General features: G+C 65.6%; 15 protein-coding genes. 10 read left to right on the top strand and 5 right to left on the bottom strand.

Annotated elements, in window-relative coordinates:
* Positions 1–601 precede the first annotated feature (601 nt).
* Positions 602–2,623, bottom strand: a complete 2,022-nt coding sequence (locus IQ16_RS30400) for a YgiQ family radical SAM protein (RefSeq protein ID WP_145831913.1) — start codon at positions 2,621–2,623, stop codon at positions 602–604.
* A 193-nt stretch (positions 2,624–2,816) separates the two neighbouring features.
* Here IQ16_RS30400 and IQ16_RS30395 point away from each other — a divergent pair, with 193 nt between their 5' ends.
* Positions 2,817–3,002 carry a hypothetical protein gene (locus IQ16_RS30395; protein WP_018646339.1) on the top strand — a complete coding sequence of 62 codons (186 nt, stop codon included), beginning with the start codon at positions 2,817–2,819 and terminating at the stop codon, positions 3,000–3,002.
* A 178-nt stretch (positions 3,003–3,180) separates the two neighbouring features.
* Positions 3,181–3,345 carry a hypothetical protein gene (locus IQ16_RS45870; RefSeq protein ID WP_167526360.1) on the top strand — a complete coding sequence of 55 codons (165 nt, stop codon included), beginning with the start codon at positions 3,181–3,183 and terminating at the stop codon, positions 3,343–3,345.
* A 6-nt stretch (positions 3,346–3,351) separates the two neighbouring features.
* Here IQ16_RS45870 and IQ16_RS30390 read toward each other — a convergent pair whose 3' ends face one another.
* Together IQ16_RS30390 and IQ16_RS30385 are read right to left on the bottom strand one after the other, a co-directional pair.
* On the bottom strand, positions 3,352–4,047 hold the full coding sequence (locus tag IQ16_RS30390; RefSeq protein WP_018646341.1) for a GntR family transcriptional regulator: 696 nt from the start codon (positions 4,045–4,047) through the stop codon (positions 3,352–3,354).
* 12 nt (positions 4,048–4,059) lie between these two features.
* Positions 4,060–5,472 carry an FAD-binding oxidoreductase gene (locus IQ16_RS30385; RefSeq protein WP_018646342.1) on the bottom strand — a complete coding sequence of 471 codons (1,413 nt, stop codon included), beginning with the start codon at positions 5,470–5,472 and terminating at the stop codon, positions 4,060–4,062.
* 179 nt (positions 5,473–5,651) lie between these two features.
* On the opposite strand from IQ16_RS30385, the gene IQ16_RS30380 reads away from it, so the two are divergent.
* The 8 genes from IQ16_RS30380 to IQ16_RS30345 all read left to right on the top strand — a co-directional run bounded on the left by IQ16_RS30380 (position 5,652) and on the right by IQ16_RS30345 (position 17,554).
* Positions 5,652–6,536 carry a dihydrodipicolinate synthase family protein gene (locus IQ16_RS30380; RefSeq protein WP_018646343.1) on the top strand — a complete coding sequence of 295 codons (885 nt, stop codon included), beginning with the start codon at positions 5,652–5,654 and terminating at the stop codon, positions 6,534–6,536.
* Between the two features lie 203 nt (positions 6,537–6,739).
* Positions 6,740–9,085 (top strand): TonB-dependent siderophore receptor, encoded by a 2,346-nt coding sequence (locus IQ16_RS30375; protein WP_018646344.1) that lies wholly within the window; start codon positions 6,740–6,742, stop codon positions 9,083–9,085.
* Between the two features lie 2 nt (positions 9,086–9,087).
* Positions 9,088–10,284 (top strand): PepSY-associated TM helix domain-containing protein, encoded by a 1,197-nt coding sequence (locus IQ16_RS30370; RefSeq protein WP_145831912.1) that lies wholly within the window; start codon positions 9,088–9,090, stop codon positions 10,282–10,284.
* A 74-nt stretch (positions 10,285–10,358) separates the two neighbouring features.
* Entirely contained in the window at positions 10,359–11,591 is a 1,233-nt protein-coding gene (locus IQ16_RS30365; protein WP_145831911.1) for a rhodanese-like domain-containing protein, read from the top strand.
* 315 nt (positions 11,592–11,906) lie between these two features.
* Complete coding sequence (gene serA, locus IQ16_RS30360) at positions 11,907–13,151, top strand: phosphoglycerate dehydrogenase (RefSeq protein ID WP_026312515.1); 1,245 nt, start codon at positions 11,907–11,909, stop codon at positions 13,149–13,151.
* Between the two features lie 171 nt (positions 13,152–13,322).
* Positions 13,323–14,342, top strand: a complete 1,020-nt coding sequence (locus IQ16_RS30355) for a patatin-like phospholipase family protein (RefSeq protein ID WP_026312516.1) — start codon at positions 13,323–13,325, stop codon at positions 14,340–14,342.
* Between the two features lie 3 nt (positions 14,343–14,345).
* Positions 14,346–15,800, top strand: coding sequence for a GntP family permease (locus IQ16_RS30350; RefSeq protein ID WP_018646349.1), 1,455 nt, complete (start codon positions 14,346–14,348; stop codon positions 15,798–15,800).
* Positions 15,801–15,892: 92 nt separating this feature from the next.
* Positions 15,893–17,554: a tannase/feruloyl esterase family alpha/beta hydrolase gene (locus IQ16_RS30345; protein WP_026312517.1), complete on the top strand. Its 1,662-nt coding sequence runs from the start codon at positions 15,893–15,895 to the stop codon at positions 17,552–17,554.
* A gap of 204 nt (positions 17,555–17,758) precedes the next feature.
* Here IQ16_RS30345 and IQ16_RS30340 read toward each other — a convergent pair whose 3' ends face one another.
* Both IQ16_RS30340 and IQ16_RS30335 read right to left on the bottom strand, forming a co-directional pair.
* Positions 17,759–19,381, bottom strand: coding sequence for an MDR family MFS transporter (locus IQ16_RS30340; RefSeq protein WP_035667524.1), 1,623 nt, complete (start codon positions 19,379–19,381; stop codon positions 17,759–17,761).
* Entirely contained in the window at positions 19,323–20,573 is a 1,251-nt protein-coding gene (locus tag IQ16_RS30335) for an HlyD family secretion protein (protein WP_018646352.1), read from the bottom strand. The genes IQ16_RS30340 and IQ16_RS30335 overlap by 59 nt, the downstream gene beginning before the upstream one ends.
* Between the last annotated feature and the right edge of the window lie 20 nt (positions 20,574–20,593).

Here is a 20,593-nt window from a genome sequence, read left to right as displayed (position 1 = left end):
ACCTGCTGACGGATCAGCTACGATGCGGCACATGACAACTTCGGAACCTAACCCACAAATGGCGAGCTGTACAACGAGTAGGCCGCGATCGGGGTTTGTAGGGGCGGCAAAAGCGGGCTCAGCAAATCGGTGGCCAGGAACGTACGAGCGCCGAATACGGGCTTCTTCTCAGCAAGGCCGGCTTTCGCTTAACTCAGGTGGTGCCGACGAATTCAGCTGCAAGCGTGGTGGAAGCCGTGGTGGCTTGAGCTGGGTCGATGTCAGTTTGGATATCCGTTCTGGGTGACGAGCGTCGATCTCGCTGAAGACCGCTGACTGCCGCGTTGCATCCGGAGCGGAGGGCCTTGCCCTCTCCCAAGTCTTGCGAGGATGCCATCCTGCCCCTGTTTTGCCCGACGGGTCAACGGTTTCGCAAAATCAGCAAAATGCGCGGTGGTTCTTTGAAAGGATCATGCTCGATCAACGAGCCAATGCGCGGTGACGATCCATCCCATCGCGTTGCGCTTTAAGCCGTTGATTTTACTGCCCCCGGCTACTGTGCATGGGGTTGTTTTCGACACTTTTGTTTTGGAGGTGCGAAAGCGCCACGCAGATGCGCGCGCTACTTCATCACCCGCAGGCCCTTGGTCGTGAAGCGCTGCGTCTTGCCGCCGGGGCGAACGGGGCGCTTGGTGCCGGCGGCCTTGCCGGTGCCGGGCGGCTGATGCGCGGGGACGAGCTGGTGGGGCTGCGAGCCGATCAGGTCGCGGCGGCCCATCTCGATCAAGGCCTCGCGCAGCACCGGCCAGTTGTCGGGATCGTGGTAGCGCAAAAACGCCTTGTGCAGGCGGCGCTGGCGCAGGCCCTTGATCGCCTCGACCTTGTCGCTGCCGCCGTGGCGCACGCCGCGCAGCGGATTGACGCCGGTGTGGTACATCGCGGTTGCGGTCGCCATCGGCGAGGGCAGGAAGGTCTGCACCTGATCGGCGCGATAGCGGTTCTTCTTCAGCCACAGCGCGAGGTTCATCATGTCCTCGTCGGTCGTGCCCGGATGCGCCGCGATGAAATAGGGGATCAGGTAATATTTCTTGCCCGCCCGCTCGGCCGCTTCATCGAACATCCGCTTGAACTTGTTGTAGGCGCCGATGCCCGGCTTCATCATCTTGTCGAGCGGACCGCGCTCGGTATGCTCCGGCGCGATCTTGAGGTAGCCGCCGACGTGATGGGTGACGAGCTCCTTGATGTATTCCGGGCTCTCGACCGCAAGGTCGTAGCGCACGCCTGAGGCGACCATCACCTTCTTGATGCCCTTGGTCTCGCGCACCTTGCGATAGAGCCGGATCAGATCGTCATGCGAGGTGTTGAGGTTCGGGCAGATCTCCGGGAAGACGCAGGACGGCCGGCGGCACGCGGCCTCGACCTTCGGGTCCTTGCACGCCATCCGGTACATGTTGGCGGTGGGGCCGCCGATGTCGGAGATCACGCCGGTGAAGCCCGGCGTCTTGTCGCGAATGCGTTCGATCTCGCGCAGGATCGAGCCTTCCGACCGGTTCTGGATGATGCGCCCCTCATGCTCGGTGATCGAGCAGAAGGTGCAACCGCCGAAGCAGCCGCGCATGATCGTCACCGAGAACTTGATCATGTCCCACGCCGGGATCTTGGCATCGCCGTAGGACGGATGCGGCGCGCGCGCGTAATGCAGGTCGTAGACCGCGTCCATCTCGTCGGAGGTAAGCGGGATCGGCGGCGGGTTGAGCCAGAGGTCGCGATCGCCATGACGCTGCACCAGCGGCCGCGCGTTGCCGGGATTGCTCTCCCGGTGCAGCACGCGTGAGGCGCGCGCATAAGCTTCCTTGTCCTGCTCGACCTGCTCCAGTGCCGGCAGCCGGATCACGGTCGCGCCCTTCTGGCGCGTTGCGCCCTCGTCGGCGGAATCGAGGTCGTCGGCGTGCAGCTCGGCGTAATCCGCAGGCACCTTGCGGAACAGCGCGACGCCCCTGATGTCGTCGAGCTCGCGCGGTGCTTCGCCGGCCGCGAGCCGCTGCGCCACCTCGACGACGGCGCGCTCGGCATTGCCGTAAAGCAGGAGGTCCGCCTTGGCGTCGGCCAGCACCGAGCGGCGCACCTTGTCGGACCAGTAGTCGTAATGCGCGATCCGGCGCAGCGAGGCCTCGATGCCGCCGAGCACGATGGGCACGTCCTTGAACGCCTCGCGGCAGCGCTGGGCGTAGACGACGGTGCAGCGGTCCGGCCGCTTGCCGCCTTCGCCGCCGGCGGTATAGGCATCGTCGCTGCGGATGCGGCGGTCCGCGGTATAGCGGTTCACCATGGAATCCATGTTGCCGCCGGTGACGCCGAAGAACACCTTTGGCTTGCCGAGCGCCCTAAACGGCTCGGCCGAGTGCCAGTCGGGCTGGGAGATGATGCCGACCCTGAATCCTTGCGCCTCGAGCAGGCGGCCGATGATGGCCATGCCGAAGCTGGGATGATCGACATAGGCATCGCCGGTCACCAGCACGATGTCGCAGGCATCCCAGCCGAGCGCGTCCATCTCGGCGCGGCTCATGGGAAGGAACGGCGCGGGCTTGCGCGGCCGGGCCTGGGCCATCAGGGGCTTTTCGGCGGTGATGATCTGGGTGTCCATGGCGGATACGCATAGGACTCCGGGCCTCCGAATACAACCGGCCGCTATGCCGCCTTCGCTGATTAAGGTTCCCGGTGGCGCATAATTCGGCAGCACAGGCCGCGGGAAAGGCCCGGTTCGGCTGTGTGACGCCGTCCACATACCCGCCGGCCGCGCCGCGTCATCCTGCTCCCGGTTTCAAGGGAGAGGCCCCATGTTTCTGATCGACGCGTTGCTGGTCCTGGCGATGTTGTTCTTCCTGCTGCTGCCGGTCACCGATCGCAGGACGGTGCACATGAGGCTCTGCGCGTTCTTCGCATTGCTGGCTGTGTTCGCAGTTTCGATCGCCCATACCCCCATCGTGCCGGTGCAACTTGCAGGCATCGTCCTGACGCATTGAGTGTCGCAATCGTCACATCTGCCGGCATTGTGGTTCACTCGCAGGAACCAACCGCCCTCGCGAACATTCTGACCCTGGCGCCTGCGCGAGCCCCCGCTCGCGCGCGCCTCGACAATTCCGGCACAGCGCCGCTGGCCGGATTTCTGCCCCGATGCTCGCTTCGGGGCGAGGGGGGCTTGTGAGCACGGTCATAGAGAACTTGCTGGCGCGAAAGCAGAAGCTCGTGGAGGAACTCGAGAAGGCGCAGGTCGTCCAGGATCGCGACAGGATCGAGCACCAGCTCGAGCAGATCAACACCGCGCTGGACTTCCTGGACAGGCCAGGATCGAGGGACGGGCAGTAGGCGCGCTCATTCCGCCCTCAGCGCTTCCACCTTCAACGCCTCCACCTTCAACGCCTTGGCATAGACCAGGCCCGAATTGGTGATGTGCGTCGTCATCAGCTGTTCGAAAGCGGCGAACTCGCCGCGCGCGAACAGGGCCAGCAGCTTGCGGTGCTCGTCGAAGGACGTGCGAGTGCGCACGTCGATCGGCGAGGTCAAATTGGTGCGGAGCGCGGCGACGCGGCCCGAGACGAGCTGGTAGGATTCGATGAGGTAATTGTTGCCGCAATGGGCGAACAGCGCCTCGTGGAACGCTGCGTCGGCGCGGCCATAGGCGATGTTGTCCCTGGCCGCGACGGCAGGCTCCATCGCCGCGATCGCATCGCTCATCGCGGCGATCGCACTGTTGCGATCATGGCGAAAGGCCAGTTCGGCCGCCTTGGGCTCGAGCGCGATGCGGAAGGTGCAGAGCGCGGTGATGTCGTCCGCGCTCGGCGTGAACACGAAGCTGCCGACCTGCGGGCGGATCACCACGAGCCCCTGCGCCTGCAGCTGGCCCATGGCCTCGCGCACCGGCGTGCGGCTGACGCCGAAGGAATTCGCCACCATCTCTTCCGAGATCGCTGCACCCAGCGCGAACTCGCCGTCGATGATGGCCTGCCGCAGCCGCTGCATCACGCGCTGCGACAGCGATTTCGGCGTATCGAGCTTGAGCGTTCGCATGCGCCTTCCCGCTCAGATCACCTTGCCGGGATTGAGCAGATGATCCGGATCGAGCGCGGCCTTCAGCGTCCGCATCAGCGCGATCTCGGCTTCGCTGCGGGCATGCCCCAGCCATTTCTTCTTCAGGGTGCCGATCCCGTGCTCGGCGGAGACGCTGCCGCCCATCTCGCGGACCAGACCATAGATGATCGCGTCCATCTCCTCCTTCGGCTGCTGCTCGACCGTGAGGCCGGTGACCCAGGAGACCAGATGCAGATTGCCGTCGCCGATATGGCCGTAATAGACGCTCTCGCAGCCCTTGATGCCGGAAGCCAAGCCCGCCTTGCAGCGGGTGACGAACTCGTCCATCCGCGACACCGCAAGCCCGATGTCGTAGGAGATGTGCGGGCCGAGCACCTGGCCGAACTCGGCGCAGATGTCGCGCACGCGCCAGAAGCTCTGCGTCTGCGCCAGCGACTGCGCCACGGCGGCATCGGCCAGCAGCCCGCGCTCCATCAGCTCCTCGAGCCAGCTCTGGAAGCGCGGCGCATCGACGCTCTCGTCGGTGCCTTGCGCCTCCACCAGCACGTAGAGACCGTGGCCTGCCGCGACCGGCGGCTTGACGCCGGCGCGATTCGTGATGACGTCCCAATAGTCCGGCCACATCACCTCGAAGGCCGACAGCAGCGGGCCGAGCCCCGAACGCGCGGCATCGAGCAGCGCGATCACCGCCGCATAATCCTTCAGCGCGCAGAGCGCCGCCATGGTCGAGCGCGGCTTCGGGAACAGCTTCAGCACCACGCGGGTGATGATGCCGAGCGTGCCTTCCGAGCCGATGAAGAGATGCTTCAGATCGTAGCCGGCATTGTTCTTCATCAGCTTGTTGAGATTGGTGATGATGGTGCCATCAGGCAGCACCACTTCGAGGCCGAGCACCAGCTCGCGCGTCATGCCGTAGCGGATCACGCGGTTGCCGCCAGCATTGGTGGAGAGATTGCCGCCGATGGCGCAGGAACCGCGCGAGCCGAGGTCGAGCGGAAAGAAGAAGCCCGCCTCGTCGGCGGCCTTCTGGATCGTCTCCAGCGGCGTGCCCGCCTTCACCGTCATCGTCATCGACGCGCGATCGACCTCCTCGATGCCGGTCATGCGCTCCAGCGAGATCGCGACCCAGTCGGCTTCGGGCGATGCCCCGCGGCACAGTCCGGTCAAGCCGCCCTGCGGCACGAACGGCAGGCGCGCCTGCCGGCACGTCGCAATCGCATCGGCAACGCCCTGCGCATCGGTCGGACGGATCACCGCGCGCGGCGTCTGCGGCAGGCTCGCGCTCCAGTCGTTGCAATTGCGTGCCGGCACGTCCGCGCCAACAAGCACGGCGGCGGCGCCGAGCCGTTCGCGCAGCGCGCCGAGCAGTTGGTCGGGTCGTTCGAGGGGGGTCACCATGTTCATGCGAGACCTCCTTTAGGATTCGGCTGCGCCTCATGCGCGCCGCGACGATGGAAAGGGTTTGCGCCCGTCTTGTATGTAAGGTACAAGATGAAAAGTAAAGCAAAAACATGGCCCCGTCCGGCTGAGAAGATCGTTATGGATCAGAGGCTTAGCCGGCGGCCGCAGCAAAGGGTGGTGTAATGACGGAGGCGATTCGCGGGTTCTGGGTGGCGTCGGCGACGCCGCTGGCGACGGACGGCAGCGTGGACTCCGCAAAGCTCGCTGCGCACGCCAGGCAGCTCTTCAGCAAGGGCGTCGATGGCGTCGTGCTGTTTGGCACCACCGGCGAAGGCACCTCGTTCAATGCCGCCGAACGTATTGCGACCATCGAGGCGCTGCTCAAGAACGGCATCGCTGCGGACCGCATCGGCATCGGCGGCGGCTTCCCCGCCATCACCGACAGCATCGCGCTGACGCGCGCCGTGCTCGGCCTCGGCGTGCGTCACGTGCTGCTGTTGCCGCCTTACTTCGATCGCAACGTCACACCCGAGGGCATCGAGGATGCCTTTGCCGCGATCATCGACGGCGTCGCCGACGATCGGCTGCGCGCGTCGCTCTATCACATCCCGCAGGTCTCGGGCGTCGCGATCCCGACGACAGTCGCCGCAAGCCTGCGCAAGCGCTACGGCAAGGTGGTCGCGGGCCTGAAGGACTCCAGCGGCGACTTCAAGCAGTTCCAGGCGTTCCGCGCTGCCGCGCCAGAGCTCGCCATCACCGTCGGCAACGAAGCCGATATCACCCGCGCGATCGCCGCCGGCGGCGCCGGCACCATCTGCGGCATGGCCAATGTCGTGCCCGAGCTGGTGAAGGGCATGGTTGACGGTAAGGACGTCGAAGCGCGCATGCAGGCCGCGATCGATGTCGTGGTGAAGACGCCATCCCTGGTCGCGACATTGAAGGCGATCCTCGCGGCGCAGACGGGTGATGCCGGCTGGCTGCGCGTGCGCCCGCCGCTCCGCGCCCTGTCCGACGGCAGCGCGTTCAAGCGCAAGCTCGACGAGTTGATCGCTCCCGCCATCGCGTGAGATCACGCAACATTGCGACATGCTCGCTGCGAACTCTCGCGCAGCGTGTCGCAATTGCTGCGAGATCAATCGGAGATTGATGCCCGGCGCTCCTCTGCGCTTAGAACGATTCAACACTAGAGCGATTCAAGCTCCGCTACGGTTCTCCTCGATCCCGGCGACTGTTACACGCGCACACTTCAACGTTCTTGACTTGAAGTGGAATGAAAGTGCGTGCCTTCGTGGATGGCCAGCGCGACAGCGGCCATCGAACTCGTGCCGGCAAGAGCCGTGCAGGTCTTCTCATCGGTGCAGCGGTGCTGCTCATTGAATATCCCACCAACACGGCGAGAGCGCAGGCGCAATCGGCACTACCGCCGGTGACGGTGGAAGCGCCGGCGCCGCGGTCGAAGCCGGCACGTGCATCGGAGGGGGCACCACGCCGCACGCAAGCCGCCGCGCGCCAGCGCAGTCGCAATGCCACGGCCGCGCCCGCGGTGCCGACGCTCTCGGAGCGCGCCGCCGCGGAAGCTGCCGCGCAACAGGCCGCAAAGCTCGGTTACCGCGCGATGCCGAGCGCGACAACGTTGCGCAGCGGCGCCTCGCCGCTCGACACGTCGCAGTCCGTCAACATCGTGCCGGCGCAGGTGTTAAAGGATCAGCTTCCGCGCAACATCGACGATGCGCTCATCAACATCTCCGGCATCACCCAGACCAATACGCTCGCCGGAACCCAGGACGCCGTCATTCGCCGCGGCTTTGGCGACAACCGCGACGGCTCGATCATGCGTAATGGCATGCCGCTGGTGCAGGGCCGCAGCCTCAATGCTGCGGTCGAAAGCGTCGAGGTGCTGAAAGGGCCGGCCTCGCTGCTCTACGGCATCATGGACCCCGGCGGCATCGTCAACACCATCAGCAAGCGTCCGGAGCTCTATCAGCACGGCTCGGTCACGCTGCTTGGCTCGACCTACGCCAACAACCGGAACGGCGCCGACGGCACGCTCGACATCACCGGTCCGATCGGCGATGGCGGTCTTGCCTATCGCTTCATCGGCTACGGCGTCAGCGAAGACTATTGGCGCAATTTCGGCCGTCACAGGGAAATGCTGGTGAACCCGTCGCTGGCTTGGTACGGCGAGACCACGACGGTTCAGCTCACCTATGAGCATCGCGAATTCATCTATCCGTTCGACCGCGGCACGGCCTTCGTCAACGGCGCTCCGCTGGCAATTCCGAAGACCCGCCGGCTCGACGAGCCCTTCAACAACATGTGGGGCACCTCGGACCTGATACAGGGCTCGGTCGAGCAGAAGCTCGACGACAATTGGAAGGTCACGGCAGCCTACAGCTACAACACCGAGACCTACAGCGCCAATCAGCTGCGCATCACCAACGTCAATGCCAAAACCGGCATCGAGACCCGCAGCAACGACGGCACCCGGAACTCGCTAAGCAACGCCAGTTACGGCACCTCCTATCTGCAGGGTGACGTCTGGGTGGGCGGCTTCCGCAACGAGATTTTGTTCGGCGGCGAGGCGCTGTATCGCACCATCGATCGCCACGACCTGATCCGCCAGGCGACCCCGAGTTTCAATTTCTACAACCCGGTCTACGGGCTGGTTACACCCGGCACGACCGTTTCGGGGGTCGACAGCGAGCAGACCGACAAGCTCGGCACCCGCAGCTTTTTCGCCCAAGACACATTCCACGTGACCAACTGGCTGTCCGTGGTCGGCGGCCTGCGCTGGATGGAATACGAGCAGCTTGCCGGAAAAGGCCGGCCGAACTTCATCACGAACACGAATCTGGCGGGCGACAAGGTGCTGCCGCTCGGCGGCATCATCTTCAAGCTGAACGATCAGCTCTCGTACTACGTGAGCTATACGCAGTCGCTGAAGCCGACTTCGACCATCGCGCCTTTTTCCGGTGCTCCCACTGGCTTCGTCGTCGACTCCACGATCGCGCCCGAAGAGGGAACGCAATGGGAGACCGGCGTCAAATTCGACGTCAACAAGCGGTTGTCCGGCACTTTGGCGATCTACGACATCGAGAAGAAGAACGTGCTGGTCCGCGACGATCTCGGCAACAACAACATTGCGATGCGGACGTCCGCGAAGGCGCGGTCGCGTGGCGTCGAATTGGACGTGACCGGCAAGCTGACCGACGATTGGAGCATAATCGGAAGTTACGGCTACACCGATGCGCGTCTGGTCGGCGATCCCATCAACGGTGACGCCAAGCTCCTGAATGCGGCGATGAACACGGCCTCGCTCTATCTCGTCTACGATTTCGGCGACAAGCTGCCCGGACGCCTGCGGCTCGGCGGCGGCGCGCACTATGTCGGTGACCGCCCGGGCGACTCCGCCAACACGTTCTTCTTGCCGGCCTATACCGTCGCAGACATCTTTGCGACCTACGACACCAAAATCGACAATCTGCCGGTGACCTATCAGTTCAACGTCAAGAACCTGTTCGACAAGGTCTACTATACGTCCACCACCGGAAGTGCCTTGAATGTCGCAATCGGCGATGCGCGCCGCGTGTCGCTGTCGGCGACGGTGAAGTTCTAGCCATGGCAGCGCGGCTGGGCCACACCATCAAGGCTACCCTGTTCCAGGTCCATTCCATTGCGGGCCTGGTGCTCGCGCTGCTGCTTGCTCTGATCGCGCTGACCGGCGCGGTCATGAGCTTCGAGGACGAGATCGTCGATCATCTCAACGCCGGCATCATGCATGTCGCGCCGCGCGAGATGCCGGCGCTGATGCCGGACGAACTGGTTGCCCGGCTGAAGGCAGGACAGGATCTCGGCGCGGTCTCGGCGGTGACGCTGTCCAGCGATCCGGCCGCGACGGTGCGTGTTCGCTTCGCGCGCGACGAGCAGGGCACGCGGCCGACGTCGCTCTATGTGGACCCCTATGACGCCCATGTGCTGGGCTCGCCGCGCGGCGAAGAATTCTTTGCGACCGTGCGCAGGCTGCATCGCTGGCTGCTGATCCCCGGCGACGCCAAGGGATGGGGGCGGCAGATCACGGGCGTCGTCGCGATCGGCCTGATTGTCATGCTGGTGTCGGGCCTCGTGCTGCGCTGGCCGCGTCGCGCCAGCAGCGTGAAGATGTGGCTCAAGCCCAACCTCGGTCTGAGCGGGCGCGGCCTGCACCGGTCGCTGCATGCGGTCATCGGGACCTGGGTCCTTCCGGTCTATCTCGTGATGGCGCTGACCGGGCTGTGGTACGCGTTCGACTGGTATAAGGACGGGGTCGTCTGGTTGCTGGCACGCCCGGAGGTCAGTGCTGCGAGGATGCAGCCCAAGATGTCCGCAAAGCCGCCGCGTGCGGCCGGTCATCCCGAGCAAGCCCGGCCGATCGGATTCGATCAGGCATGGACGACGTTCCAACGCGAGGAGGGCGGCCGCTTCTCCAGGGCCTTGCTGACGCTGCCGGCCGGCCCGGGCACGGCGATACGGATCCGGTCGTGGGCGAAGGGCATGACGCTCGAGGCCACGCGCGACGAGTTTCGTATCGACGCCGTCACCGGTCAGTTGGTTTCCGCGGAGCGCTATGTCGACAAGACGTTCGGCGAGAAGACAATCGCGGCTATCTACGACATCCATCGCGGCGCGATCCTGGGGTGGCCGGGCAAGCTCGCGTTCATGATCGCCGCGGGCTTGATGCCGCTGTTCCTGGTCACCGGCATTTTGCTTTATCTCTCGCGCCGCAAGCTGCGGCGGCCCGCACAACCGCCGCTCGGGCAGCTCGTTCCCGGCGAGTGAGCCGTCGCGCAGGCTAGCCAACACGCTCGCAATCGTTCAAAAGCCCATGGCACGTCCTCCTCAGGGTTCACGCCATGAAGCTTCCCCCCGTCCCCCCCGCCGATATCCGCCGCGCGCTGCTTCTGCGCGAGGAAATCGCGCTGCTCGATCTCAGATATGAGGCCGCCTTTGCCACCGGCCATCCGCTGTTCGCCGCCAACATGGCCGCGGACCGGATCGCGATCGAGGCCGAGGTGCGGCTGCCGCGCAAGGACGTGGCGATCGTGCTCTATGATGACGGTGAAGGACTGGTCGCGACCGGCGGCGAACGCCTTGCGGCGCTCGGCTACACCAATATCAGTGCGCTCGAGGGCGGGCTGACGGCCTGGCGCGATGCGGGCTATCAAATGTTCGAGGACGTCAATTCCTATTCGAAGGCGTTCGGCGAGCTGGTCGAGGCGCGCCGCCATACGCCTTCGCTCAGTGCCGACGAGGTGGCAAAGCTGATCGCTGAGAAGGCCAACATTGCCGTCCTCGACGTCCGCCGCTTTGACGAATATGCGACCATGAACATTCCGGGCTCTGTCAGCGTGCCCGGCGCGGAGCTGGTGCTGCGGGCAGGGCAGGCCGCGCCCGACCCTGAAACCACCATCATTGTCAATTGCGCCGGCCGCACCCGCTCGATCATCGGCACGCAGTCGCTGATCAATGCCGGTGTGCCGAACAAGGTGCGGGCGCTGCGCAACGGCACGATCGGCTGGACGCTGGCGCGGCACGCGCTCGATCACGGTGCCGACAGGCGCGGCGCCATCGGATCGTTCGAGGGCGGCCCGGCCAATGCCCGCGACGTCGCCTATCGCGCCGGTGTCCGCCACATCGGCGCGATAGAGATGATGGCGCTGCTCGCGGAGACCGATCGCACGCTCTATCGCTTCGACGTGCGCGACGCCGCGGAATATGCGGCCGGCCATCTCCCAGGCTTCCGTCACTATCCCGGCGGCCAGCTGGTCCAGGAGACCGACATGGCCGCGCCGGTGCGCGGCGCGCGCATTGTCCTGACCGACGACAAAAGCGTGCGCGCCGACATGACGGCATCCTGGCTCGCGCAGATGGGCTGGGAGGTCTATGTGCTTGAGGGCGGCTATGACGGCGCGCTGGACGTCGGCCCGCCGCTGGTGCTGCCAAAACCTGATCCGGCCCACCGCTACCGCCGTCCCTATGAGGGCACCGACGTCGCGCAAGCCGCGATGCAGGCCTATCTCGACTGGGAATACGGCCTCGTCGAGCAACTCCGCCTTGACGGCACGCACGGGTTTTATGTGATTTGACGCGCGTGATCTGCGCGCTCCGCGTCAATACTCCATGACCGTCACCCTGAGGTGGCCGCTTCTTAGCGGCCCTCGAAGGGCGACGGCCCGGCTGGGGCCGTTCATCCTTCGAGGCTCCCGGCGCGATGCTGGGCATCGCGCTACTCGCACCTCAGGATGACGGGACGGCTGCTCTGAGCGTGGGAATGACGGAGCTGGTGGGATGCCAAGCACACCCGTCGCCCCCGCCATCTTCTCCCCGTATCCGACCCCTATTGTGCTTTGCACCGTCTGCGGTCTATGAGCTGCGGCAAAGCCGCCATTTCAGGAGATACTATGCCAGCCCCAGGCCAAAGCCCTGAGCGGAGCGCGAAGGCGCTGCTGCTCGAAGGCGTCAATGACAGTGCTGTGGACCTGTTCAGGAGCGCGGGTTTCACCAATGTCGAGCGGCTCACCAAGGCGCTGGACGGCGAGGATCTGCGCCGGGCGCTCAAGGGCGTGTCGCTGCTCGGCATCCGCTCGCGCACCCAGATTACCGACGACGTGCTCGCCGCCGCCGATGGGCTGCTCGCGGTCGGCTGCTTCAGCGTCGGGACCAACCAGGTCGATCTGCTCGCGGCGCGCAAGCGCGGTATTCCCGTGTTCAACGCACCGTTCTCAAACACGCGCAGCGTTGCCGAGCTCGTGATCGGCGAGATCGTGATGCTGCTGCGGCAGATCTTTCCGCGCTCGGTGTCCGCCCATGACGGCGGCTGGGACAAGTCCGCGGCCGGCAGCCGCGAGGTGCGCGGCCGCACCCTCGGCATCGTCGGCTACGGCAATATCGGCTCGCAGCTCTCGACCCTCGCCGAAGCCATGGGCATGCGCGTGATCTTCTACGATCGCACCGACAAGCTCCGCCACGGCAACACCGAACCGGTCGAAAAGCTCGAAGAGCTCTTGGCGCAGAGCGACGTCGTCAGCCTGCATGTGCCGGAAACGCCGGAGACATCAGGCATGATCGGCGAGAAGGAGCTGCGGGCGATGAAGCCGGGCTCGTTCCTGATCAACAACAGCCGCGGCACCGTGGTTGATCTCGATGCGCTGGCGCGCGCCTTGGGCGACGGTCACATCGCCGGCGCCGCCATCGACGTGTTTCCGGTCGAGCCGTCCTCGAATTCCGAGCGATTCAAGAGCCCGGTGCAGGGCCTTAACAACGTCATCCTCACGCCGCATGTCGGCGGCTCGACCGAGGAGGCGCAGGAGCGCATCGGCGGCGAGGTCGCGCGCAAGCTGGTCGATTATTTCATCACCGGTTCGACCATGGGCGCGGTGAACTTCCCGGAGGTGCAGCTGCACCTGCGTCCCTCCGGCGCGCGCTTCAGCCACGTCCATCGCAACGTGCCGGGCATGCTGCGGCGTCTGAACGAGGTCTTCCTCCAGCGCGACATCAACATCGCCGCGCAATACCTGGAGACCGCCGGCGACCTCGGCTACGTCGTGCTCGATGCCGATCTCGGCGGCCAGGATTCTGGCGAATTGCTCCAGCAGATCCGCGCTCTCGACGGCACGGTCGGCGCAAGGCTGGTATTCGAGCACTAAAAGCGTTTTCGAGCGAAGTGGATACCGGTTCGCGTCAAGAAAACGCGTCCAACTGGAAACTAGGCTCCACGTTCCGGTTGCATCTTGCGGCAACTGCTCTCACACTGCGGTCGAATTCGACGTGGTCGAAAATCGCGTCGCATTTGAGCTTCAGTTGCGTGAGTGTCCGCCATGGAACGCGACGCCGTACTGATTGATCTCGCGCTGCAGGGCGGCGGTTCGCACGGCGCCTTCTCCTGGGGCGTGCTCGATCGCCTTCTTGAGGAGAAATGGCTGGAGATCGCCGCGATCTCCGGAACCTCCGCAGGCGCGATGAATGCGGCGGTGCTGGCGGACGGCTGGACCGCCGGCGGTGCCGAGGGCGCGCGTGAGGCGCTCGAACAATACTGGCGTCGTGTTTCGAAGGCCGCGGCTCTCAGTCCGCTGCAACGCTCGCCGCTCGACCGCTTGATGGGGCGCTGGACCCTCGATACGTCGCCCTTCTACATCCTCACCGATTTGATGTCGCGTGTGCTGTCGCCCTACGATCTCAATCCGACCGGCTACAATCCGCTGCGCGCAGTGCTGGCCGAGAGCATCGATTTCGAACGCCTCGTGCGTTCGCCGATCCAGCTGTTCATCACCGCGACACGGGTGCGCACCGGGCGCGGCCGTATCTTCCGCAACGCGGAGATCACGGCGGATGTGCTGCTGGCATCGGCCTGCCTGCCGACCATGTTCCGTGCCATCGAGATCGACGGCGAGCCCTATTGGGACGGCGGTTTTGCCGGCAACCCGACGATCACGCCGCTGGTCCGCGAAAGCGACGCGCACGACACCATCCTCGTCCAGATCAATCCGACCGAGCGGCTGGAAGAGCCGCGGACGGCTGCGGAGATCCTCAACCGGCTCAACGAAATCTCGTTCAACTCGCCGCTGATGAAGGAGCTGCGCATGATCGCGCTGCTGCGCCAGGCGGCGGATCCCGGCAGCGGCGAGGGCGCGCGCTGGGCGAAGATGCGGACGCACCGGATCAAGAGCGACATGCTGGCGAAGTTCGGCGCCTCGTCAAAGCTCAACGCGGAATGGGAATTCGTCTCGATGCTGCGCGCTGAGGGGCGTATGGCCGCAGACGCTTTTCTCGGCGAGCATGGTGCCGACATCGGGCGGCGATCGACCGCCGATCTCGACGTCCTGCTGACGGAGTGCTGAGGCATGGGTCTCCTCGGCCTCCTCGTCGGGCTCGGTCTGCTCGTTCTGTTCGCCTTCCGCGGCTGGAGCGTGCTGCTGCTCGCGCCGTTCGCCGCCCTCGTTGCCGCGCTGTTCGGCGGTGAGCCGCTGCTCGCCAACCTGACCCAGGTGTTCATGGTGAACGCAGCGGGATTTCTGGCGCAGTTCTTCCCGATCTTTCTGCTTGGTGCCGTGTTCGGCAAGCTGATGGATGACAGCGGCGCGGTGACCTCGGTCGCGGGCTTCATGGCGGAGCGTCTCGGCGAGCGGCGCGTGATCCTGGCGGTCGTGCTCGCCGGCGCACTGGTCACCTATGGCGGTGTCAGCCTGTTCGTTGCGTTCTTCGTCATCGTTCCCATGGCCCGTTCGCTGTTTCGCGCGGCTTCGATCCCGCGCCGTCTGATTCCGGCGGCGATCGTGCTGGGAACGTCGACCTTCACGATGTCGGCCCTGCCGGGCACGCCGTCGATCCAGAATGCGATCCCGATGCCGTTCTTCGGCACGACGCCGTTCGCCGCGCCGGGCCTCGGCATCATCGCCTCGCTCATCATGCTCGGCGCGGGATTGTGGTGGCTGCACCGTGCCGAAGCTGCGGCGCGTCGCGCCGGGGAGGGCTATGGCGACGATGCCGACGGTGCGATCGAGCAGGCCGCCGCCGACGAGCTCGTGCGCGAACGCGCGACGACCGCCCGCGAGTTCGATCCGGCGGAGCTCCAGCACGGTCATCGCAGCGACCGGCCTTCGCCCGTGCTGAACGCCATCGCGCCGCTGGTCGTCGTCGTCACCGTGAATCTGGTGATGTCGCTCGTGGTGCTGCCGCGGCTCGATGTCAGCTATCTCGCCGAGCAACGCTTTGGCGACACGACGCTCGCAGCCGTCGCGGGCGTGTGGTCGGTCGCGGTGGCGCTGGCTGCCGCCATCGCCACCACCATCGCGCTGAACTGGGCGCGCCTGCCGGCGCTGCGCAGGACCATGGATGCCGGGGCCAATGCGTCGGTCCTGCCTGCGTTCAGCGTCGCCAGCCTCGTCGGCTTCGGCGCGGTCGTCGCCGCGCTGCCGGCTTTCACGATCGTGCGCGACTGGGTGCTGGCGATCCAGGGCGGACCGCTGGTCTCGCTTGCCGTCGCGACCAATATCCTGGCCGCGCTGACCGGGTCGGCGTCAGGCGGTCTGACCATCGCCCTCGAGGCTCTCGGTCCGACCTATGTCGAACTTGCCGCGCGGACCGGCATCGACCTTGCGCTGATGCATCGCGTGGCGGTGATCGGCGCGGGTACGTTGGACATCCTGCCGCACAATGGTGCTGTGGTCAGCCTGCTCGCGATCTGCGGCCTCACCCATCGCGACAGCTATTTCGACATCGTCATGGTCGGCATCGTGACCTCGCTCCTGGCGCTGGTGGCTGTGATCGCCCTGGGCAACGCGCTGGGCTCGTTCTGACGGAAAGCCGGCGTCGGCGATTGACGAACGGGCGAAGGTTGCATTGAATGCGGCCAACTTTCGAACGCAACAGAACAAGCCGGGTGGAAACGATGAGGCGAAACAGAGCGAAGCTGTGTGCATGGCTCGTGGGCACGGCGGCCGCAATGAGCGCGAGCAGCGCATCGGCGGTGACGCTGGCGGAGGATGCCGAGACGGTCTGCAAGGGGCTGGTCGGCGGCACCGATGCCGTGAAGATCGATGCCACGACGTTTCAGGCGCCATCGCAACTCGCTGTTGCCGAGCGCGGCCCGACGCCGTCGGGGCGCATCACCCCCGCCAACCCCGGATTCTGCAAGGTGCTCGGCCATATCGATCCGGTCGATCCCAAGGCGCCGCCGATCAAATTCCAGGTCAACCTGCCCGTCGAATGGAACGGGCGCTCGGTGCAATATGGCGGCGGCGGCTTCAACGGCGTGCTGATCACCGGGCTTGCGCTGCCGCCGGCCTATCCCTTCGACAAGCCGTCGCCGCTCGCGCGCGGTTTTGTGACCTACGGCACCGACTCAGGCCACGAGACAAAGCCGGGCGAGCTGCCGCAGCTATTCGCATTGAATGACGAAGCCTTCGAGAATTTTGCCCACCGCGCCTACAAGAAGGTGCGCGACGCGGCCGTGACGCTGATGGAGCGCGCTTACGGCAAGAAGCCGGAGAAGATGTATTTCATGGGCTCGTCCGAGGGCGGCCGCGAAGGCCTCACCATGGCGCAACGCTACCCCGACGATTTCGACGGCATCTTCGCCCGCGTGCCCGTCATCAACTGGGTCGGCCTGCAGCACGCCGGCACGCGCTCGGGCCTCGTGACTATGGGCGAGGGCTGGATCAACCCGGCGCAGGTCAAGCTCGTCGGCGAGGCCGTGCGCGCGGCGTGCGACAAGGCTGACGGTTCCGACGATGCGCTGGTGCAGGATCCCGTCACCTGCAAGGCAGTGTTCAAGGTCGAGACGCTGCGCTGCGGGGCCGGCAAGAGTGGTGATCAGTGTCTCACCGATCCTCAGATCAAGGCGATCAACACGCTGCATGCGACCTACAAATTCCCGTTCGTGCTCGCCAACGGCCTCGACGACTATCCGGGCTGGGGCGTGTCGGGCGAGGACACGCCTGCGGCTGGCCCGACCGGCGGCTGGGTGTCGTGGTGGCTCGGCACCGCGCCGCCGGCGCAGCCGCCCGCGCCCAACAACGGCATCGCCTGGATCTATGGCGCCGGCGGCATTCAATATGTGTTCGCGCGCGATCCCAAGCTCGACGTCACCACCTACAAACCCGAGGACCACAAGGCACGGCTGCTCGAGGTCTCCAGCCTGATGGATTCGACAAATCCCGATCTCAGCCGCTTTCGCGAACGCAAGGGCAAGCTGATCATCCTCGAGCACATGGCCGACTATGCGCAAAGCCCCTATGCCGGCATCCGCTATTTCGAGAGCGTCGAGCGCTTGATGGGGACGGCGACGGCGGCGCAGTTCGCGCGGCTCTACACCGCGCCCGGTGTCGATCATGTCGGCTCCGGGGCGCCCGCCAATGTCGACATGCTCAGCGTGCTGGTCGACTGGGTCGAGAAGGACCAGGCGCCCGGCGACTTGGAGGTCACCGAGCAGAAGGTCGAGGCGCCGTCGTTTGCGGTAGCCCGCTCGCTGCCGCTGTGCCGCTGGCCGGCCTGGCCACACTACAAGTCGGGACCGGTGACGGAGGCGTCGAGCTATTTCTGCGCGCAGTGAGACGGCTCTTCACCTCTCCCCGCTTGCGGGGAGAGGTCGGATTGCTCCCGGCGATGCGAAGCATCGTCCGGCGCAATCCGGGTGAGGGGGTACAGGTCTCCAGATGGATCTCACGTGTGGAGAGAGCCCCTCACCCCGACCCTCTCAGCGCGAGCGAAGTTCGTCGCGGCCCCGTAAGAACGGGGAGAGGGAGAGGAAGCGCGCCTAATGCGCACCACCTCCACCCGCCGCCTTCACCCGCCGCGTCAGCAGCACTGCGATCGCGGCGAGGACCAGCACCACGCCGATCACGGCAAAGGTGTCGGAATAGCCCATCACCAGCGCCTGGCGCTTCACGGTCTTGCCGAGCGCGATGATGGCCTGCTCGCGTGCGGCATTGGGGTCGGGGACGCCGTGGGCCATGAAGTAATTGGTCATCTGGGCGATCCGATCACGGACCTCCTCGCGGCCGAGCGTGACCGAATGGCCGATGATGTTGGAGTGGAACTGCTCGCGCTTGGTGACGATGGTCGCCAGCACCGCGGTGCCGATGGCGCCGCCGAGGTTGCGCATCATGTTGGAGATGCCGGAGGCGGCGGGCGCATCCTGCGGCGCGACGCTGCCGAGGCTGAGCGCCGAGAGCGGCGCGAGCGTCAAGGCCTGGCCCACGGCACGCACCACGTTGGGGATGAAGAACTGGTCGCCGGAATAGTCGAGCGACATCTCGATATTCAGGAAGGAGCTCGCAGCGAACAGCAGCAGGCCAACGGTTGCGATATAGCGGGCGTCGAAACGCTGCATCAGCTTCGGCACCAGCGGAATCAGCAAAAGCTGCGGCAGGCCGGTCCAGGCCAGCACGTTGCCGATCTGCTCGGCATTGTAGCCCTGCACCTGGCCGAGATAGGCCGGCAGCAGATAGACCGAGCCGAACAGCGCGAAGCCGAGGAACACCGCCGCGATCGTGCCGATGCCGAAATTCCACTGCGTCAGCAGGCGCAAGCGGAGCAGCGGCTTCTCGACCACGAGCTCGATATAGATAAAGAGCGACAGGCTGACGGCGGCGATGATGGCGAGCCGCACGATGAAGGGTGAGCCGAACCAATCGTCCTTGTTGCCTTCCTCGAGCACGGCCTGAAGCGAGGCAAGGCCAATCGCCATGGTCGCGATGCCGAACCAGTCGCCTTCACGCAGCAGACCGAGATTCGTCGGCTGGCGCTCCAGGGTGAAGAAGAGGATGGTCACCATGATGGCGGTGGGCAGCACGTTGACATAGAAGATGGTCTGCCAGCCGTAATTCTCGGTGAGATAGCCGCCGATGGTCGGGCCGATCGCGGGCGCAAACGTCACCGCGAGCGAGAACATGGCAAGGCCGATCGGCTGCTGGCCCTTCGGCAGCTTGGTGAAGACCAGCGTGAACGCCATCGGGATCAGCACGCCGCCGAAGAAGCCCTGAAAACCGCGCATCGCGATCATCGAGGGCAGGTCGTGGGTGAAGGCACAGGCGACCGAGAACGCGGCGAACAGCGACGCGAAGCTCAGCATGATGTTGCGGAACGAGAACACCCGCGACAGGTAGTCGGTCAGCGGGATGACGATGATCTCGCCGATCAGATAGGACGTCGAGATCCAGGATCCGTTGTCGGCGCCGGTGCCGATGCCGCCCTCGATGTTGAGCAGCGAGGCGTTGGTGATCTGGATGTTCAGGATCGCCATGAAGGCGCCGATCATCGCCGCGAACACGGCGATCCAGATCGTGGCGCTGGCCCGATTGGGGTCGGCAGCGACGCGCTCAGGCGTCGCGGCCGGAATTGCTTGTGCTGGCGTCGATATTGAGAGGCTGTTTGACATGGCACGACCCTCCGGAAACAGGTTTTGCTTTGGGCGTCGCTGCCGCCTGGGCGGTCGGCGCTGAGCGCGTTGCGATCGTCGGGATCACGGACATGCCGGGCCGCAGCGCGATCGCGGGCGCGGTCTCGGCCTCCAGCGCGATCTTCACGGGAATGCGCTGCACGATCTTGGTGAAATTGCCGGTGGCGTTGTCGGGCGGCAGCAGCGCGAACTCCTGGCCGCTGGCCGGCGCGATGGAATCGACATGCCCGTGCACGAGCTGGCCCGGGAACGTGTCGATCTCGATCTCGACGCTCTGTCCGGCGCGGACATGGCTGAGCTGGGTCTCCTTGAAATTGGCGACTACATAGGCGCCCGTGGCCGGCACGATCGACATCAGCTGCGTGCCCGCCTGCACGAACTGGCCAACGCGCAAGGTGCGGTTGCCGACGACGCCGTCGATCGGCGAGACGATCGTGGTGTAGCCGAGATTGAGCTCCGCCTGCTGCTGGACCGCGGCTGCACGGGCGGCGGCGGCCTTGGCCTGCACGATCTCGGCCTTGAGGAGATCGACCTGCTTCTGTGCGGAGACGAGGTTGGCGTTGTCGCGCGCGATCGCGGCGTCCGCACCGGCATCGCGCGCCTGCGCCTGCTGCGCATTCTGCACGCTGCCATAGCCGGTCCTGGCAAGATCCGTGTAGCGCCTGTTCTCCTGCTGGGCGAAGGTCTTCGCGGCGGTGTCGACATCGATGGTCGCCTTCGCGGCTGCGATCACCGCTTCCTGAACCTCGAGCTGGGCCTCCTTGCTGACGACCGTCGCGTTCGCCGCCTGCACGTCGGCCTTGGCCTGATCGAGCGCGACGCGGAAGTCGCGGTCGTCGATCCGGGCCAGCACCTGGCCCGCTTTCACATGCTCGTTATCGCCGACCAGAACGCGGTCGAGATAGCCGCTGACCTTCGGCGCGATGGTGGTGTTGTCGGCCTTCACATAGGCGTCATCGGTGGAGACGAGGTATTGGCCGACGGTCCAGTAATCGTAGCCGTACCAGCCCGCGCCGGCGAGGGCGGCAGCGGCCACGCCCGCCAGCAACAGCTTGCGAAGGTTCAGCTTTCGGCGCGGGGCGGGGACCGGCGCTGGGGGCAGAATGCCTTCGGGCGGGCTGGTCGGCACCACGATGGTTTCACTCTTGGGCGGGTTGGTGTGCACGGTCATGGCCGGCTCCCTGAATTAGG

The organism is Bradyrhizobium huanghuaihaiense (assembly GCF_007830635.1).
Taxonomy (GTDB): Bacteria; Pseudomonadota; Alphaproteobacteria; order Rhizobiales; family Xanthobacteraceae; genus Bradyrhizobium; species Bradyrhizobium huanghuaihaiense.
Note: the sequence above shows the minus strand (reverse complement) of the source record. Positions and strands in the feature narration are given on the sequence as shown.

What these genes read in the sequence shown, in the direction of transcription:
- IQ16_RS30400 (WP_145831913.1), bottom strand. Translation starts at nt 2,623, where the DNA reads ATGGACACCCAGATCATCACCGCCGAAAAGCCCCTGATGGCCCAGGCC.
- IQ16_RS30395 (WP_018646339.1), top strand. Translation starts at nt 2,817, where the DNA reads ATGTTTCTGATCGACGCGTTGCTGGTCCTGGCGATGTTGTTCTTCCTG.
- IQ16_RS30390 (WP_018646341.1), bottom strand. Translation starts at nt 4,047, where the DNA reads ATGCGAACGCTCAAGCTCGATACGCCGAAATCGCTGTCGCAGCGCGTG.
- IQ16_RS30385 (WP_018646342.1), bottom strand. Translation starts at nt 5,472, where the DNA reads ATGAACATGGTGACCCCCCTCGAACGACCCGACCAACTGCTCGGCGCG.
- IQ16_RS30380 (WP_018646343.1), top strand. Translation starts at nt 5,652, where the DNA reads ATGACGGAGGCGATTCGCGGGTTCTGGGTGGCGTCGGCGACGCCGCTG.
- IQ16_RS30375 (WP_018646344.1), top strand. Translation starts at nt 6,740, where the DNA reads ATGAAAGTGCGTGCCTTCGTGGATGGCCAGCGCGACAGCGGCCATCGA.
- IQ16_RS30370 (WP_145831912.1), top strand. Translation starts at nt 9,088, where the DNA reads ATGGCAGCGCGGCTGGGCCACACCATCAAGGCTACCCTGTTCCAGGTC.
- IQ16_RS30365 (WP_145831911.1), top strand. Translation starts at nt 10,359, where the DNA reads ATGAAGCTTCCCCCCGTCCCCCCCGCCGATATCCGCCGCGCGCTGCTT.
- serA (WP_026312515.1), top strand. Translation starts at nt 11,907, where the DNA reads ATGCCAGCCCCAGGCCAAAGCCCTGAGCGGAGCGCGAAGGCGCTGCTG.
- IQ16_RS30355 (WP_026312516.1), top strand. Translation starts at nt 13,323, where the DNA reads ATGGAACGCGACGCCGTACTGATTGATCTCGCGCTGCAGGGCGGCGGT.
- IQ16_RS30350 (WP_018646349.1), top strand. Translation starts at nt 14,346, where the DNA reads ATGGGTCTCCTCGGCCTCCTCGTCGGGCTCGGTCTGCTCGTTCTGTTC.
- IQ16_RS30345 (WP_026312517.1), top strand. Translation starts at nt 15,893, where the DNA reads ATGAGGCGAAACAGAGCGAAGCTGTGTGCATGGCTCGTGGGCACGGCG.
- IQ16_RS30340 (WP_035667524.1), bottom strand. Translation starts at nt 19,381, where the DNA reads ATGTCAAACAGCCTCTCAATATCGACGCCAGCACAAGCAATTCCGGCC.
- IQ16_RS30335 (WP_018646352.1), bottom strand. Translation starts at nt 20,573, where the DNA reads ATGACCGTGCACACCAACCCGCCCAAGAGTGAAACCATCGTGGTGCCG.